The sequence below is a fragment of the Variovorax sp. BGA-UO-ETr-C22 genome, assembly GCF_059567965.1.
The window spans coordinates 448177-462470 of the sequence record NZ_JCAQPA010000006.1; the positions used below are offsets into that span (position 1 = coordinate 448177).

The window sequence follows — 14294 nt, forward strand, 5'->3', positions numbered from 1 at the left end:
ACCATGAACAACACTCGCACACTCTGGCGCAGCACCCTCGTCGCGGGCCTGGCCGCCGTCGCACTGGCCGGCTGCGGAATGATGTCGAAGTCGAACGTCGCGAGCTTCAGTGGCGCGATGAACGCGGCCAGCCAGGTGCCGCCCAACATGACGCGCGGCAGCGGAATGGCCGAGGCCTGGCTCAACCGCGACACCAACGTGCTCAAGTACAAGATCACCTACGAAGGCCTGAGCGGCCCGGCCACGGCGGCCCACTTCCACGGGCCCGCCGCCGCGGGCGCGAATGCCGGCGTGGTGTTGCCCTTCGCGAGTCCGGCCAGCCCGATCGAGGGCCAGGCCACGCTCACGCCCGCGCAGGCGGCCGACCTCGTGGCCGGCAAGTGGTACGCCAACATCCACACGGCCGCCAACCCGGGCGGCGAGATCCGCGGGCAGATGCTGCCGAAGATGTGAGATTCGTCCGGGCTGAAGCCGCGAAAAGGCCCCTGGTCAGGTGGCTGTCGCGGGGCTGGTGTCCAATGACCACATGACGACGACACCCAAGAAAAAGCCTCGCGCCGCCACCGCTGCTTCCTCTTCTTCATCCTCAGCTTCTCCCGCCGCACCAACCCATCCGTTCATCGCCCGCCGCGAAGGCATGCGCGCCGCCCGCAAGGCGCTGGTGCTGCAGGGCGGCGGTGCGCTCGGCGCCTACCAGGCGGGCGTGTACGCCGCGCTCAGCGAGACCGACCTGCAGCCGCACTGGATCGCGGGCGTGTCGATCGGCGCCATCAATGCCGCGCTCATCGCCGGCAACGCGCCCGCGCAGCGGGTCGACCGGCTGCGCGAGTTCTGGCACCTGGTGTCTTCGGGGCCGGCGCAGCGCCTGCCGTCGTGGCTGGGCGACCGCGCCACGCAGAACCAGTGGAGCGCCACCATGGCCTCGCTGGTCGGCATCCCCGGTTTCTTCGAGCCGCGCTATTCGCCGGCCCTGCTGCTGGGCGGTGCCGCGCCGCTCCTGAGCTATTACGACACCTCGCCGCTGAAGGCCACGCTGGAGCGGCTCATCGACTTCGACCGCATCAACGCCTGCGAGGCACGCTTCAGCGTGGGCGCCGTCAATGTGCGCACCGGCAACTCGGTGTACTTCGACAACACGCGACAGCGCATCGGCCCCGAGCACATCATGGCCAGCGGCGCGCTGCCGCCGGGCTTTGCGCCGGTGCACATCGACGGCGACGACTACTGGGACGGCGGCATTGTCTCGAACACGCCGCTGCAGTACGTGCTCGACACGCACCCGCGTTCCGAGGCGCTGGTGGTGCTGCAGGTCGACCTGTTCAATGCGCGCGGCGAGATGCCGCACACGCTGTCGGGCGTGATGGAGCGCCAGAAGGACATCACCTATTCGAGCCGCACGCGCCTGAACACCGATGCGCTGGCGGCCAACATGAACCTGCAGCAGGCCATTGCCGACCTGATCGCCAAGCTGCCGCCCGGCCTGCGCAACGACCCGAGCGTGGTCGAGGTGCAGGCGCAGCTCACGCACGAGCCGATCGACATCTTTCACCTGATCTACCGCGACAAGACGTACGAGCTCGAGTCGAAGGACTACGAGTTCTCGCGCGCCGCGGTCGAGGAGCACTGGGAATCGGGCGTGCGCGACATGGGCAAGACGCTCGCCCACCCCGAGACGCTGCGCGCCGACGCCACGGTGAACGGCGTGACCACCTTCGACCTCGGCGAGCCGGGCACCGGGCGCATCAAGCGGCCGGGGCTGTCGCGCTGAGGGAAGACAGCCGGGCGCTTGCCCGGTTCTTGCTCGCTTTTTTCCTATCCACCACTTCCAAGGACGCTTCACCATGCAACTCAAGGACAAGGTCGCCTACATCACCGGCTCGGCCAGCGGCATCGGCAAGGAAATCGCCATCCTGTTCGCGCAGGAAGGCGCGAAGATCATCATTGCCGACCTCAACAAGGAAGCGGCCGACGCCACCGCCGCCGAACTGAAGGCCACGGGTGCGCAGGCCATCGGCGTGGGCGTCGACGTGACGAACGAAGACCAGGTCAATGCTTCGGTGGAAGAGGGCGCGAAGGCCTTCGGCGGCATCGACATCCTCATCAGCAACGCCGGCATCCAGATCGTGCATCCGGTCGACGAGTTCAGCTTCGCCGACTGGAAGAAGATGCTCGCCATTCACCTGGACGGTGCGTTCCTCACCACCAAGGCATGCCTCAAGCACATGTATGCGCAGGGCCGCGGCGGCAGCGTGATCTACATGGGCTCGGTGCACTCCAAGGAGGCGTCGCTGCTGAAGGCGCCGTACGTGACGGCCAAGCACGGCCTCATCGGGTTGGCCAAGACCGTCGCGAAAGAAGGCGCCAAGCACGGCGTGCGCGCCAACGTGATCTGCCCGGGCTTCGTGCGCACGCCGCTGGTCGAGAAGCAGATTCCCGAGCAGGCGAAGACGCTGGGCATCACCGAGGAGCAGGTCGTCAAGAACGTGATGCTCAAGGAGACGGTGGATGGCGAGTTCACCACCACCGATGACGTGGCGCGCGTGGCGCTGCTGTTCGCGGCGTTCCCGACCAATGCACTCACCGGCCAGTCGCTGGTGGTGAGCCACGGCTGGTACATGCAGTAGGCGCTACAGCTTCAGTTCCCACGTCTCGCCCACCTGCGGCTGCCCGTAGCCCTCGTGCGGCTCCGAGTGCGTGAGCTGGAAGCCGCGCTTGGCGTAGATGCTGCGCGCGGCCGTGAGGCAGCTGTTGGTCCACAGCGTCATCTTCTTGTAGCCCTTGCGGCGCGCGAAGGCGATGCACTCGTCCACGAGGCGCCCGCCCAGGCCCAGGCCGCGCGCGGCCGGCGTGAGGATCAGCATGCGCAGCTGTGCCACGGTGGCCGACTTGCGCACCACGAAGATCGCGCCGACACGCTCGCCGTTGAGCTCGGCGATCCAGCAGCGCTCCCATTCGGGCTGGAACTTGAGCAGGAACTCGCCTGCGATGCCCGCCACGAGCGCCTCGAAGCGGAGGTCCCAGCCGTATTCGCGCGCATACAGCTCGCCGTGCTGCTGCACCACCCAGCCGATGTCGCCCGGCGCCGGGTCGCGCAGCACGGCGGCCTGGGGCCGGGCCGGCGGCGCGGCCGGTTCGAGCAGCGCCTGCACCGTGTCCATGGCCTGCACCAGCTGGTTCTGCTGCGCCGGCGGCAGCGCCGCGAGCAGGGCGGCGGCCTCGTCGCGCGATTTCTGTTGCAGCGGCGCAAACGCGGCATGGCCGGCTTCCGTCAGGCGCAGCACGCTCTGGCGCGCGTCGCGCGGGTGCGGCTCGCGCGTGAGCCAGCCGTGGGTTTCGAAGCGGCGCAGGATGCGGCTGAGGTAGCCGGCGTCGAAGCCCAGGTCGCGCCCGATCTCGCTGGCGACGGGGGTTTCGCGGTGCGCCAGCTCGTAGAGCACGCGCACGTCGGTCAGCGACAGGTCGCTGCCCAGGTAGGGGTCGAGGGCGCCGATGCGGCGCGTGTAGAAGCGGTTGAACCGGCGGATGGCCTTGACGGCGGACGGGTCGACGGAGGGCGTTGGCGTGGACATGGTTGCCATTGTCATTCAAGTTGCTTGACTTTGGCAATCAAATAAGAGCCCTCGCATCCCGGGGCAAGGGATCTTCAGGGCGACAGAAATGCTGGAAAACCCTAAAATCGAGGGTTGCCCACACAGGCGGCGCCCCGGCGCTGTCCGCTCCCACCGATGAACGCCCCCGTCGACGTCTCCTTTTTTGCGCGTGCCGCCAAGCCGCTGACCAGCTACCGCAAGTACTGGGCGGCCCGTTTCGGCACGGCCAAGTTCCTGCCGACCTCGCGCAAGGAGATGGACGCGCTCGGCTGGGACAGCTGCGACATCATCGTGGTCACGGGCGACGCCTACGTCGACCACCCCAGCTTCGGCATGTCGGTCATCGGCCGCATGCTCGAGGCGCAGGGCTTTCGCGTGGGCATCATCGCGCAGCCCGACTGGCAAAGCGCCGAGCCCTTCAAGGTGCTGGGCAAGCCGAACCTGTTCTTCGGCGTCACGGCCGGCAACATGGATTCGATGATCAACCGCTACACGGCCGACCGGAAGATCCGCAGCGACGACGCCTACACCCCCGGCGACGTCGGCGGCTCGCGCCCCGACCGTGCGGCCATCGTGTATTCGCAGCGCTGCAAGGAAGCCTGGAACGACGTGCCGATCATCCTCGGCGGCATCGAAGGCAGCCTGCGCCGCATCGCGCACTACGACTACTGGTCGGACAAGGTGCGCCGCTCCATCGTGGTCGACGCCAAGTGCGACCTGCTGCTGTACGGCAACGCCGAGCGCGCCATCGTCGAGATCGCGCACCGCCTGGCCGCCAAGGAGCCGGTGCAGCAGATCACAGACGTGCGCGGCACGGCCTATGTGCGCCGCGAAACGCCCGAGGCCTGGTTCGAGATCAACTCCACCAGCGTCGACGAACCCGGTCGCGTCGAGGCGCACGTCAACCCGTACCTGATGGTGTCCGACCAGGCCAAGGCCAACGGCGCCACCTGCGCGAAGGAAGACGAGGCGCAAGCCGTCGCCAAGGCCGCCGAAGCCGCGGGCTCTGCCGCCGGCTCGGTCGTCAACCCCGCCATCAAGCCGCTGAACTTCGTGCCCAACCCGGCGCTGCAAGGCCGCGGCAAGATCGCCGTGCCGCCGCGCGACCGCTCGGTGATCCGCCTGCCTTCGTACGAGCAGGTGCGCAGCGATCCGGTGCTCTACGCCCACGCCAACCGCGTGCTGCACCTCGAGACCAATCCCGGCAACGCCCGCGCGCTCGTGCAGGCGCACGGCGAGGGCGCCACGGCGCGCGACGTGTGGATCAACCCGCCGCCCATTCCGCTCACCACGGCCGAGATGGACCACGTGTTCGACCTGCCGTATGCGCGCAGCCCGCACCCGCGTTACGCCGACGAGAACGGCAGCCACGACGGCGCGACCAAGATCCCCGCGTGGGAAATGATCCGCTTCAGCGTGAACATCATGCGCGGCTGCTTCGGCGGCTGCACCTTCTGCTCGATCACCGAGCACGAGGGCCGCATCATCCAGAGCCGCTCGGAAGACTCGATCATCAAGGAGGTCGAGGCCATCCGCGATTCGGTCAGCGGCTTCACCGGCACCATCTCCGACCTGGGCGGCCCCACGGCCAACATGTACCGCCTGGGCTGCAAGAGCCCCGCGATCGAGGCGGCGTGCCGCAAGCCCAGCTGCGTGTACCCGGGCATCTGCCCGAACCTGGGCACCAACCACGACCCGCTCATCAAGATCTACCGCCGCGCGCGGGCGCTCAAGGGCATCAAGAAGATCCTCATCGGTTCCGGCCTGCGCTACGACCTGGCCGTGCAGTCGCCCGAGTACGTGAAGGAGCTGGTGCAGCACCACGTCGGCGGCTACCTGAAGATCGCGCCCGAGCACACCGAGCAAGGCCCGCTCACGAAGATGATGAAGCCCGGCATCGGCAGCTACGACAAGTTCAAGCAGATGTTCGAGAAGTACTCGGCCGAGGCGGGCAAGAAGCAGTACCTCATCCCGTACTTCATCGCCGCGCACCCGGGCACCAGCGACGAGGACATGATGAACCTCGCGATCTGGCTCAAGAAGAACGGTTTCCGCGCTGACCAGGTGCAAACGTTCTACCCGAGCCCGATGGCCACTGCGACAACGATGTACCACACCAACAAGAACCCGCTGCGCAAGATCACGCGCGAGAGCGAGACGGTGGACATCGTGCGCGGCGACAAGCGCCGCCGCCTGCACAAGGCCTTCCTGCGCTACCACGATGCCAACAACTGGCCGCTGCTGCGCGAAGCCCTGAAGAGCATGGGCCGCGCCGACCTCATCGGCAACGGCAAGCACCACCTGATCCCGACGTGGCAGCCGCTGACCGATGGCGGCTACACGAGCGCACGCCGCAAGAACTCGACCTCGGCGCCGGTGGCCGCCAAGGCCGCGGCGCCGGTCCGGCTGGCGCCGGTGAAGCCCTCCAAGGGCCGCATCCTCACGCAGCACACGGGCCTGCCGCCGCGCGACAACGGCAGCGGCGGCAAGCCGCTCAACAAGCCTTCACGCAAGGTGCGTTGAGGCGTTGATAAGTCGAAGGTGCGGTCAGCCGAAGGCCGCGTGCTTCGACAGCCAGAACACCCACGCCCCCAGCGCCGCGCAATGCAGCGCGACCGTGACGTAGAACCTCCACAGGAAACTCGCCTTGCTCGACTTGTGCCGCAGCAGCCGCTGCGCGCACCACGCGCCCGGCCAGCCGCCTGCGAGGGCGAGCAGGTGCAGCGTGCTTTCCTGCGTGCGCCAGCGCCCGGCCTGCGCCGCGCGCTTGTCGAAGGCGTAGGCGCCGAAGGTAAGCAGGCTCAGCCCCGCGACGACCGCCAGCGCGAACAGTGGCAGGCGACCGAGCCAGACAGCGGCGCCCAGGCCCAGCACATAGACCCCGATCAGCCACGCGCCCCACGGCGTGCCGGCCGTGCTGCGACCCGAAGACCGGCGCGGCTGCGGGCGTGACGCTGCGCGAGGTGCGGCAGCCGCCGAGGCCGCAGCCTCCACGGCCATCGCCCGCGGCCCCTTGCCGCCGACATGGATCTCTTCGAAGTGCACCGCCATGCCGACCTGAGGCTTCAACTGGCGGTCGCGAAAGTCGCGCAGGTGCACGAAGACGTCGGCCGACACCTCCGGGCTGCGGATGAAACCGAAGCCGCGCTCGGCCTCCCAACGAACGAGTCGACCTTGGCGCTTCATGGCATGCAGTGAGAAAGGGCAGGGCACATGCGGGCGATTCTCTCTTGTGGGCGCGGGGCGCCGCTCCTATCATCGGCCGCTCATGCACCTGCATCACTCTCCCCCTTCGTCGACCTGCCGCTGACGTTCGCGCGCGCCTCGCGCCGCGCCCGTCAGGCCCGCAAGTGGTCGCTGCCGTCCGCCTTCTTCCGCTGAATGAAGAACGCCGGGCGGTGGCCGGATGGTCATGCCCGCCCCCGGCAGTGCGTCGACGCGACGCCGAGGCGACGGGCCTCACGGAGAGTTTCAACATGAATGCAAGAACAACGGCCGCCTTGGCCTGGGGCGGCGTGCTGCTGGCCGGCGTGCTCTGGGGCGGCGGCGCCCTGGTGGCGCAATTCCTGATCGACGGCGGCATCGCGCCGCACAGCCTGTCGCTGGCGCGCTTCGCGCTGGGCATGCCGCTGCTGTGGTGGCTGCACTGGCAGGCGACGCGGCGTTCGCCGGTTGCCGATGCCGAGTGGCGCCATCTGACGCGCCGCGAGCAGGGCCACGTCGTCGGCACCGGCGCCGCGATGGCGCTGAACGTGAGCTGCTGGTTTGCCGGCATCGCGCACCTGGGTGCCGCGCTGCCGACGGTGATCTCGATCTGCTGCGCGCCACTGATCGTGGCCTGCGTGTCGGTGCTGCGCGGCTACGAGCCCTTCGGCGCGCGCCTGCTCGGCGGCCTCGTGCTGGCGCTGGCGGGCGTGTTGCTGCTGGTGATGCCAGCCGCTGGATGGGGCGCCTTGCCGACGGGCTACGGCGCCGGGCTCGCGTGGTCCTTCGGCTCGGCCGTCTGCTATGCGCTGGTGGTGCTGGGCAACGCGCGCATGCCGGCGCGGGTGCCGGCCGTGACCGCGTCCGCCTGGGGCATGAGCGCCGCGGCGCTGTGCATGCTCGGCGTCGCCGTGGCGAACGGCATCACCTGGCCCGAGGGCGCGGCGCAATGGACGGGCGCGGCCTACACCGGCGTGGCGACCACGTCGGTGGCCTACCTGGCCTTCGCCTGGGGGGCGCGTCGGCTCTCGCCGACGGCGGCGGTGGTCGGCACGCTGATCGAGCCGCTGGTGGCGGCCTGGCTCGCGGCGCTGTGGCTGGCGCAGCCGATGGCGCCGCGCCAATGGCTGGGCGCGGCGCTGCTGGCGGGGGCGATGCTGCTGCTGGTGCGGCGGAACCGGGGTATCGTGTAGCCCCATGATGAGCAGTTCGCCCCCCGTGCCGGTTTCGTGGAAGCGCATCCTGGCGGTGGCCGCCTGCTGCGGCGTGTCGCTGCTGGCGCAGGCGGCGGCCCCCGAGGCCTCCGCGCCCGCGGGGGCCCAGGCCCTGCGCGCCGAGCACCAGAAGCTCAGCGACAAGCTCGACCAGAGCCGCTTCGGGCGCCCCGTGCAGCTCGACTCCACCGAGACGCCCGGCGGCCTCGAGGGCGACATCTACGCCGTGGTCGAGCACCCGCTGTCGAAGGTCAGCGCGGCGCTCAAGGGCTCGGACCACTGGTGCGAACTGCTCACGCTGCACATCAACAACCGGCGCTGCCGCATCAGCACCTCGCCGCAGGGCAAGGAGACGCTCACGCTGTTCGTGGTGCGCCGCTACGACAAGCCGGTCGACCAGGCCTTCGAGCTGCCTTTTGCCTACCGCGTGGCCAGCGCCACGCCCGAGCACCTGCAGGTCGAGATGTCGGCCGACACCGGCCCGTTCGGCACCAGCAACTACCGCGTGCGGCTCGAAGCGGTGGCGCTCGACGAGCGCAAGACCTTCCTGCACTTCAGCTACGGCTACAACCACAACACGATGGTGCGGTTGGCCACGCAGGCCTACCTCGCCACCTTCGGCAGTTCCAAGGTGGGCTTCACCGTGGTGGGCAAGGGCGCCGACGGCCAGCCCGAGTACATCCGCGGCCTGCGCGGGCTGGTGGAGCGCAATGCGATGCGCTACTTCCTCACGCTCGACGCCTACCTGGCCACCGGCGCCAACGACCCGGCCGAGCGCCGGCAGCGCTACTGGTTCGCGGCGGCCGAGCGCTACCCGCGCCAGCTGCACGAGGTCGATCTCGACACCTACCTTGCGGTCAAGCGCGAAGACCGCCAGCGCGACGGCAGCGGTCGCTGAGAAGGCGCTAAAAGCGCGCCGACCACCGCAACCTTTCGGTTGCAGTTTCACGGGCTTGTCATCTGCCTCGGCATTAATCGCCGGGGCTTGCGCCTTTGCGCGGGCGCATCACAAGGACAACAAGCAATGCACAAGACAACAAGAGGATCGAGGATGGGATGGCTGGCGCTCGTGGGCGCTGGCGCGGTGCTGACCGCCTGCGGCGGCGGCAACGGCGGCGGGGGCGGCTGGTCGTTCCCCGTGGGCGGTGGCGGCACCACCAATCCGCCCGCTGCACAGTCGAAGACCGGCACCTTCCTCGATGCCGCGGTGGAAGGCCTCGACTACGTGGCCGGCAGCGCCCCCAAGGCCGCCACCAACGCCAAGGGCGAGTTCATCTGCAAGGACGGCGAGACCGTCACCTTCAGCGCCGGCGCGCTGGCTTTGGGCAGCGCCGCGTGCGGCGAAGCGATCACGCCGCTCACCCTGGCCGGCGGCAGCGACGTGAAGGCCGATGCCGTGGTCAACCGCCTGCTCGCGCTGCAGAGCTTCGACGAGGACCGCGACCCCGCCAACGGCATCCGCCTGACGCCCGCGCTCAAGGCCGCCCTGACGGCCGGCGCGCTCGATTTCAACGCCTTGCCCGACGCCTTCCACACCGCGCTCAACGCGGTGCTGGCCGCGTTGCCCGCTCCCTACAATGCCCGCATGGTCGACTCGAACCGCCGCATGCTGGCCCGCGAACACTTCGAGGACACGCTGGCCTCGCGCCTGGGTGCACCGGTCACCGAGGCATCGAAGCAGACGAACCAGCTCGGCGCCATCGGCATCGCTGTCACGCGCTACCAGCTGCAGGCCGACACCCGCTTTCACGTGCCCTACGAGGGCGACAACCCGGACATCAAGGCCGACTTTCCGCAGGGCTTCCTGCCGGCCTACGGCTCGGGCCTGGCGTTCAAGGGCAAGGCCGACGACGGCGCGCTCGAGTTCTACGCCATCACCGACCGCGGCCCCAACGGCGACGGCCCGACCGCGCCCGTGCCCGGCGGCGGCGACGGTGTCACCAGCATCAGCAAGGTGTTCCCGGCGCCATCGTTCGCGCCGAGCTTCGGCGTCGTGCGCGTGGGCAAGACCGGCGCGGTGCTCAGCACCAGCGTGCCGCTCAAGCGCGACGCCAACACCAAGATCACCGGCCTGCCGCCGCGCTCGGGCGTGGGCTCGACCGGCGAGACCCCGCTGACCGACCAGTACAAGTTCGACGAAGCCAAGGCCGGCTACGACGCCAACGGCCTCGACCCCGAGACGCTGGTGCTCGACAAGGCGCGCAACGTGCTGTGGACCAGCGACGAGTACGGTCCCTTCATCGCGCGCCTGAACATCGCCAGCGGTGTGGTCGAGAAGAAGTACGCGCCCGGCCCCGGCGCCACCGACCTGCCGGCCGTGCTGGCCCAGCGCCGCCCCAACCGCGGCATGGAAGGCCTGACGCTCGATGTGGCCAGCGGCGTGCTGCACGGCTTCCTGCAGAGCCCGATCGATCCGCGCGACGCCAACGGCAAGTCGATCAAGGCCAAGCCGCCGGGCGGCAGCAACACCGACGTGCGCCACATCGCCAAGTTCACGCGCTGGCTCGCGTTCGATCCGGCCACCGAGACCTCGAAGCTCTACGCCTACCCGATCGACGGCAGCCAGTACGACAAGGACCGCACCGGCAACGCCAAGCTCGGCGACATGGTGAGCCTGGGCAACGGCCGCTTCATCGTCATCGAGCAGGGCGCGCGCAAGGGCGACGGCAAGGTGTTCAACAAGCTGATGCTGGTGGAGCTGCCGGCCAACGCGACGAACATCGCAGCCCCGGAGTTCAACCACAACCTCGAGATCAGCAGCATCACGCAGGCCCCGTCGAATGGCGTCGACTATTCGACCGTGGTGACGATGCGCAAGACCGAGCTGCTCGACCTCAACGTGCTGGGCTGGCTGGCCGAGAAGGCCGAGGGCCTGACCATCGTCGACGACCAGACCCTGGCGCTGGTGAACGACAACGACTTCGGCCTGGGCACCGTGCTGCTCGCCGCCGATGGCACCCGCCTGGCCGGCAGCGTGGAAGAGTGCAAGGTCGATGTCGACGGCAAGCTCCGCGATTGCCCGGCGGGCGCGACCGAAGCACGCATCACGCGCGGCTCCGATCTGGAGCGCCCGACGCGCATCTGGCTCATCAAGCTCGATCGCAAGCTGAGCGAACTGCGCCTGCCGGCGTCCTGAGCGCCGTCAGTCGGCCAGCGTGAGCAGCGGCACGTCGCGCTCACGGCCCATGGCCTCCAGCTCGGCGCGCGTGCGCGTCGCGAGCCAGGCGGCCAGCGCCGCGTGCGTGGCGGGCGCCATCATGTCCGGCGGCGCCACGCCGGCCACGTCGCACAGGCGCGCCGCGAAGTGCGGCTCCAGCGCCGCCACCGCCACGCGGCCGTCGGCGCAGGGGTAGACGCGGTAGCCGGCGTGCGCGCCGCCCACCGCGCCGTCGGGCTTCGTCAGGCCCCAGGTGCGGGGCAGGGCGAGCCAGTCGGCCGAGGCGTTCAGCGCCACCTCGAGGTACACGCCGCCGCGCTGGCGCGTCTGCTGCAGCACGGCCTTGAGCACCGCCTCGCTCGCGAGCAGCGCACCGCCCATGTCGGCGTACAGCGTGGGCGGCAGTGCGGTGCCGGTGACGAGGCCGCTTTCGGCGAGGTAGGTCAGGTCGTGGCCCGGCTCCTCGGCACGTTCGCCCGGGGCGCCGACGATGGCGACCTGCGACAGCGCCGGGTGCCGCGCCTGCAGCGAGGCCCAGTCGAGCTTCAGCTTCTGCAGCGCCGAGGGGCGAAACGAGGTCAGCAGCACGTCGGTGCGGGCCAGCTCGGCATGCAGCTGCGCCTGGCCGGCCTCGGTCTTCAGGTCGACCGTGCGGACCTCGACGCCCTCGTGCAGCGCCGTGTACGCGGGACGGTTGTACAGCCCCATCGGATCGCCACCGGGTGGCTCCAGCTTGAGGCAGGCCGCGCCCATCGTGCGGCAGCGCAGCAGCGCGGCGGGGCCCGGCAGGTTGAGCGCCAGGCTCAGCACGCGCACGCCGTTGAGCGGCAGGAAGGAAGCATCGGAGGAACGGGGCATGGGTCGTGTGTCCGGAAGGTCCAGGGGTGAAAGGGAAGGGGGGCGCGGCCATTTTCACCCGCTGGCGGAGCCAGATTCCGCAAGCCATGGCGCCCTGGCAGTCGTAGCATGCGGCCGATGGCAGCACGCGCTCCTGCCGCTGCCGCAACGCCAAGGAGACCCCTCATGTTCGAAGCATCCCTGATGCGCGGCCAGCGCATCCTCGTCACCGGCGGCGGCACCGGCCTCGGCCGTGCCATGGCCGAGCGTTTTCTGAGCCTGGGCGCCGACGTCGCCATCTGCGGCCGCCGCCAGGCGGTCTGCGAAGAAACCGCCGCCGCCTGGCGCCAGCAATTTCCCGATCGGCGCATCGATGCCTTCGGCGTCGACATCCGCATCGCGCAGCAGGTCGACGACATGGTCGAGAGCCTGTTCCAGAGCGGCGGGCTCACCGGCCTCGTCAACAACGCGGCGGGCAACTTCGTCTCGCCGACCGAGAGCCTGTCGCCGCGCGCCTTCGACGCCGTGGCCAACATCGTGTTCCACGGCAGCTTCTACGTGACGCAGGCCGTGGGCAAGCGCTGGGTGGCGCAGGCCAAGTCGGGCGCGTGGAAGCCGGGCGATGCCTTTCGCAGCGTGATGAGCATCATCGTCACCTGGGTCGACAACGGCAGCCCGTACGTCGTGCCTTCGGCCATGAGCAAGGCGGGCATCGAGGTCATGACCAAGTCGCTCGCGGTGGAGTGGGCGCGCCACGGCATCCGCCTGAACGCCGTGGGCCCCGGCGAGATCCCGACCGAGGGCATGAGCAAGCGCCTGAACCCCGGCGAGGAGCCCGGCGCGCGCAGCATCAAGACCAACCCGATGGCGCGCGTGGGCCGCATGAGCGAGCTGCAGAACCTCGCGTCCTTCCTGATGGCGCCGGGCCAGTGCGACTGGCTCACGGGCCAGAGCATCATGATGGACGGCGGCAATGCGCTGGCCACCGGCGGCAACTTCTACGAGCTGCGCGAGTGGAGCGACGCCGACTGGCTGGCCGCGCGTGAACGCATCGAGGCGCAGAACCAGAAGGACAAGGCGCAGCGCTGAAAGCTACTTGCGCGGCGCCTTTGCCGCACCCACGGTGACCTGCTTGCGCACGGGGCTCGACAGCACGAGCGAGGTGGTCACCGAACCGTCGACCGCGAGTGCGTCCACCACGCGCTCCAGGTCGGTCGGCTCGGCGATGGCGCAGCGCACGAAGAAGCAGTCGGCGCCGGTCACGCGGTCCACCGCGAGCACCTCGGGCATGGCCTCGAAGAGCGCGAGGTAGCGCGCAATGGCTGCGTGCGTGGTGTCGATGCGGATGATGGCCTCCAGCCCCACGCCCAGCGCGCGCAGGTTCACGCGCGCGCCGTAGCCTTCGATCACGCCGGCGTGCTCGAGCTTGCGCACGCGCTCGCTCATCGCCGGCTGCGACAGGCCAATGCGCTTGCCGATCGCGGCCAGGCTCTGGCGCGCGTCGGTCTGCAGGGCTTCGAGGATGAGGCGGTCTTTCTTGTCGATGGTCATGGCGTGCAGCGGAAGAAGAGGGGACCGATGATCGATCGGTAAGGTGCGCTGATTTTCGATGGGTTGCCCTTCTGCGCGCGCGGCGCGGGCGCTATGGTGGCGGTCATCTTTCTTCAGGAGACCCCATGCAACTCGTCGGCATGCTCGACTCGCCCTTCGTTCGCCGCGCCGCGATCTCGCTGCGCCTGCTCGGCCTCGGTTTCGAGCACCGCTCGATCTCGGTCTTCAGCACCTTCGAGCAGTTCCGCGCGATCAACCCGGTGGTGAAGGCCCCGACGCTGGTGTGCGATGACGGCACGGTGTTGATGGACTCGACGCTCATCATCGACCATGCGCAGGCAGTCGCTGGCCGTAGCTTGTTTCCTACCGACCCGGCCGCTCGGCTGCGCGACCTGCGCCTCACGGGGCTCGCGCTCGCGGCCTGCGAGAAGACGGTGCAGATCGTCTACGAGCGCAACCTGCGGCCCAGTGAGAAGCAGCACCAGCCGTGGGTCGACCGCGTGCAAGGCCAGCTGAACACGGCCTATGCCGAACTGGAGCGCGAACTGGCCGCCGCGCCGCTCGCGGTGCCCGACGAGCGCACGATCACGCAGGGCGGCATTTCGACGGCGGTGGCCTGGACCTTCACACAGTTCATCCTGCCTGACGCTGTGCGCCCGTCAGACTTTCCGCTGCTCGCCGCGTACACGGCACAGGCCGAGCAACTGCCGGTGTTCGTCGGCGCGCCGCTGGCCTGAGCGA

At 69.4% G+C, this 14294-nt stretch carries 13 protein-coding genes; 9 read left to right on the forward strand and 4 right to left on the reverse strand.

Features of this window, described 5'->3' with window-relative positions; all coding sequences use genetic code 11:
• The first annotated feature begins 3 nt into the window (after window positions 1-3).
• The 3 genes from AC57B8_RS03645 to AC57B8_RS03655 all read left to right on the forward strand — a co-directional run bounded on the left by AC57B8_RS03645 (window position 4) and on the right by AC57B8_RS03655 (window position 2624).
• Window positions 4-453, forward strand: a complete 450-nt coding sequence (locus AC57B8_RS03645; protein WP_070060984.1) for a CHRD domain-containing protein — start codon at window positions 4-6, stop codon at window positions 451-453.
• A gap of 73 nt (window positions 454-526) precedes the next feature.
• Window positions 527-1768, forward strand: coding sequence for a patatin-like phospholipase family protein (locus tag AC57B8_RS03650; protein ID WP_496478669.1), 1242 nt, complete (start codon window positions 527-529; stop codon window positions 1766-1768).
• Window positions 1769-1841: 73 nt separating this feature from the next.
• The gene (locus AC57B8_RS03655; protein ID WP_062481077.1) at window positions 1842-2624 is read left to right on the forward strand and encodes a 3-hydroxybutyrate dehydrogenase; all 783 of its coding nucleotides are present in this window, start codon (window positions 1842-1844) and stop codon (window positions 2622-2624) included.
• Window positions 2625-2627: 3 nt separating this feature from the next.
• Here AC57B8_RS03655 and AC57B8_RS03660 read toward each other — a convergent pair whose 3' ends face one another.
• The gene (locus AC57B8_RS03660; protein ID WP_496478670.1) at window positions 2628-3569 is read right to left on the reverse strand and encodes a bifunctional helix-turn-helix transcriptional regulator/GNAT family N-acetyltransferase; all 942 of its coding nucleotides are present in this window, start codon (window positions 3567-3569) and stop codon (window positions 2628-2630) included.
• Window positions 3570-3725: 156 nt separating this feature from the next.
• On the opposite strand from AC57B8_RS03660, the gene AC57B8_RS03665 reads away from it, so the two are divergent.
• Window positions 3726-6113, forward strand: coding sequence for a YgiQ family radical SAM protein (locus tag AC57B8_RS03665; protein WP_062481079.1), 2388 nt, complete (start codon window positions 3726-3728; stop codon window positions 6111-6113).
• A 24-nt stretch (window positions 6114-6137) separates the two neighbouring features.
• Here the strand turns inward: AC57B8_RS03665 and AC57B8_RS03670 are convergent, their stop codons facing one another.
• The gene (locus tag AC57B8_RS03670) at window positions 6138-6776 is read right to left on the reverse strand and encodes a DUF1294 domain-containing protein (protein WP_496478671.1); all 639 of its coding nucleotides are present in this window, start codon (window positions 6774-6776) and stop codon (window positions 6138-6140) included.
• A 290-nt stretch (window positions 6777-7066) separates the two neighbouring features.
• On the opposite strand from AC57B8_RS03670, the gene AC57B8_RS03675 reads away from it, so the two are divergent.
• From AC57B8_RS03675 to AC57B8_RS03685, 3 genes are all read left to right on the forward strand, one after another.
• Window positions 7067-7987, forward strand: coding sequence for a DMT family transporter (locus tag AC57B8_RS03675; protein WP_496478672.1), 921 nt, complete (start codon window positions 7067-7069; stop codon window positions 7985-7987).
• Between the two features lie 7 nt (window positions 7988-7994).
• A complete protein-coding gene (locus AC57B8_RS03680; protein ID WP_062481616.1) occupies window positions 7995-8906 on the forward strand; it encodes a hypothetical protein in 912 nt (303 codons plus the stop codon).
• A 153-nt stretch (window positions 8907-9059) separates the two neighbouring features.
• Window positions 9060-11144 (forward strand): esterase-like activity of phytase family protein, encoded by a 2085-nt coding sequence (locus AC57B8_RS03685; RefSeq protein WP_496478673.1) that lies wholly within the window; start codon window positions 9060-9062, stop codon window positions 11142-11144.
• Between the two features lie 6 nt (window positions 11145-11150).
• Here AC57B8_RS03685 and AC57B8_RS03690 read toward each other — a convergent pair whose 3' ends face one another.
• Window positions 11151-12023, reverse strand: coding sequence for a CoA transferase (locus AC57B8_RS03690; RefSeq protein ID WP_496478674.1), 873 nt, complete (start codon window positions 12021-12023; stop codon window positions 11151-11153).
• A gap of 165 nt (window positions 12024-12188) precedes the next feature.
• On the opposite strand from AC57B8_RS03690, the gene AC57B8_RS03695 reads away from it, so the two are divergent.
• A complete protein-coding gene (locus tag AC57B8_RS03695) occupies window positions 12189-13091 on the forward strand; it encodes an SDR family oxidoreductase (RefSeq protein WP_095745627.1) in 903 nt (300 codons plus the stop codon).
• Window positions 13092-13094: 3 nt separating this feature from the next.
• On the opposite strand, the gene AC57B8_RS03700 is transcribed toward AC57B8_RS03695, so the two are convergent.
• Window positions 13095-13553 (reverse strand): Lrp/AsnC family transcriptional regulator, encoded by a 459-nt coding sequence (locus tag AC57B8_RS03700; protein WP_496478675.1) that lies wholly within the window; start codon window positions 13551-13553, stop codon window positions 13095-13097.
• Between the two features lie 125 nt (window positions 13554-13678).
• Here AC57B8_RS03700 and AC57B8_RS03705 point away from each other — a divergent pair, with 125 nt between their 5' ends.
• Complete coding sequence (locus AC57B8_RS03705) at window positions 13679-14290, forward strand: glutathione S-transferase (RefSeq protein ID WP_496478676.1); 612 nt, start codon at window positions 13679-13681, stop codon at window positions 14288-14290.
• Window positions 14291-14294 lie beyond the last annotated feature (4 nt).

What these genes read in the sequence shown, in the direction of transcription:
- AC57B8_RS03645 (WP_070060984.1), top strand. Translation starts at nt 4, where the DNA reads ATGAACAACACTCGCACACTCTGGCGCAGCACCCTCGTCGCGGGCCTG.
- AC57B8_RS03650 (WP_496478669.1), top strand. Translation starts at nt 527, where the DNA reads ATGACGACGACACCCAAGAAAAAGCCTCGCGCCGCCACCGCTGCTTCC.
- AC57B8_RS03655 (WP_062481077.1), top strand. Translation starts at nt 1,842, where the DNA reads ATGCAACTCAAGGACAAGGTCGCCTACATCACCGGCTCGGCCAGCGGC.
- AC57B8_RS03660 (WP_496478670.1), bottom strand. Translation starts at nt 3,569, where the DNA reads ATGTCCACGCCAACGCCCTCCGTCGACCCGTCCGCCGTCAAGGCCATC.
- AC57B8_RS03665 (WP_062481079.1), top strand. Translation starts at nt 3,726, where the DNA reads ATGAACGCCCCCGTCGACGTCTCCTTTTTTGCGCGTGCCGCCAAGCCG.
- AC57B8_RS03670 (WP_496478671.1), bottom strand. Translation starts at nt 6,776, where the DNA reads ATGAAGCGCCAAGGTCGACTCGTTCGTTGGGAGGCCGAGCGCGGCTTC.
- AC57B8_RS03675 (WP_496478672.1), top strand. Translation starts at nt 7,067, where the DNA reads ATGAATGCAAGAACAACGGCCGCCTTGGCCTGGGGCGGCGTGCTGCTG.
- AC57B8_RS03680 (WP_062481616.1), top strand. Translation starts at nt 7,995, where the DNA reads ATGAGCAGTTCGCCCCCCGTGCCGGTTTCGTGGAAGCGCATCCTGGCG.
- AC57B8_RS03685 (WP_496478673.1), top strand. Translation starts at nt 9,060, where the DNA reads ATGGGATGGCTGGCGCTCGTGGGCGCTGGCGCGGTGCTGACCGCCTGC.
- AC57B8_RS03690 (WP_496478674.1), bottom strand. Translation starts at nt 12,023, where the DNA reads ATGCCCCGTTCCTCCGATGCTTCCTTCCTGCCGCTCAACGGCGTGCGC.
- AC57B8_RS03695 (WP_095745627.1), top strand. Translation starts at nt 12,189, where the DNA reads ATGTTCGAAGCATCCCTGATGCGCGGCCAGCGCATCCTCGTCACCGGC.
- AC57B8_RS03700 (WP_496478675.1), bottom strand. Translation starts at nt 13,553, where the DNA reads ATGACCATCGACAAGAAAGACCGCCTCATCCTCGAAGCCCTGCAGACC.
- AC57B8_RS03705 (WP_496478676.1), top strand. Translation starts at nt 13,679, where the DNA reads ATGCAACTCGTCGGCATGCTCGACTCGCCCTTCGTTCGCCGCGCCGCG.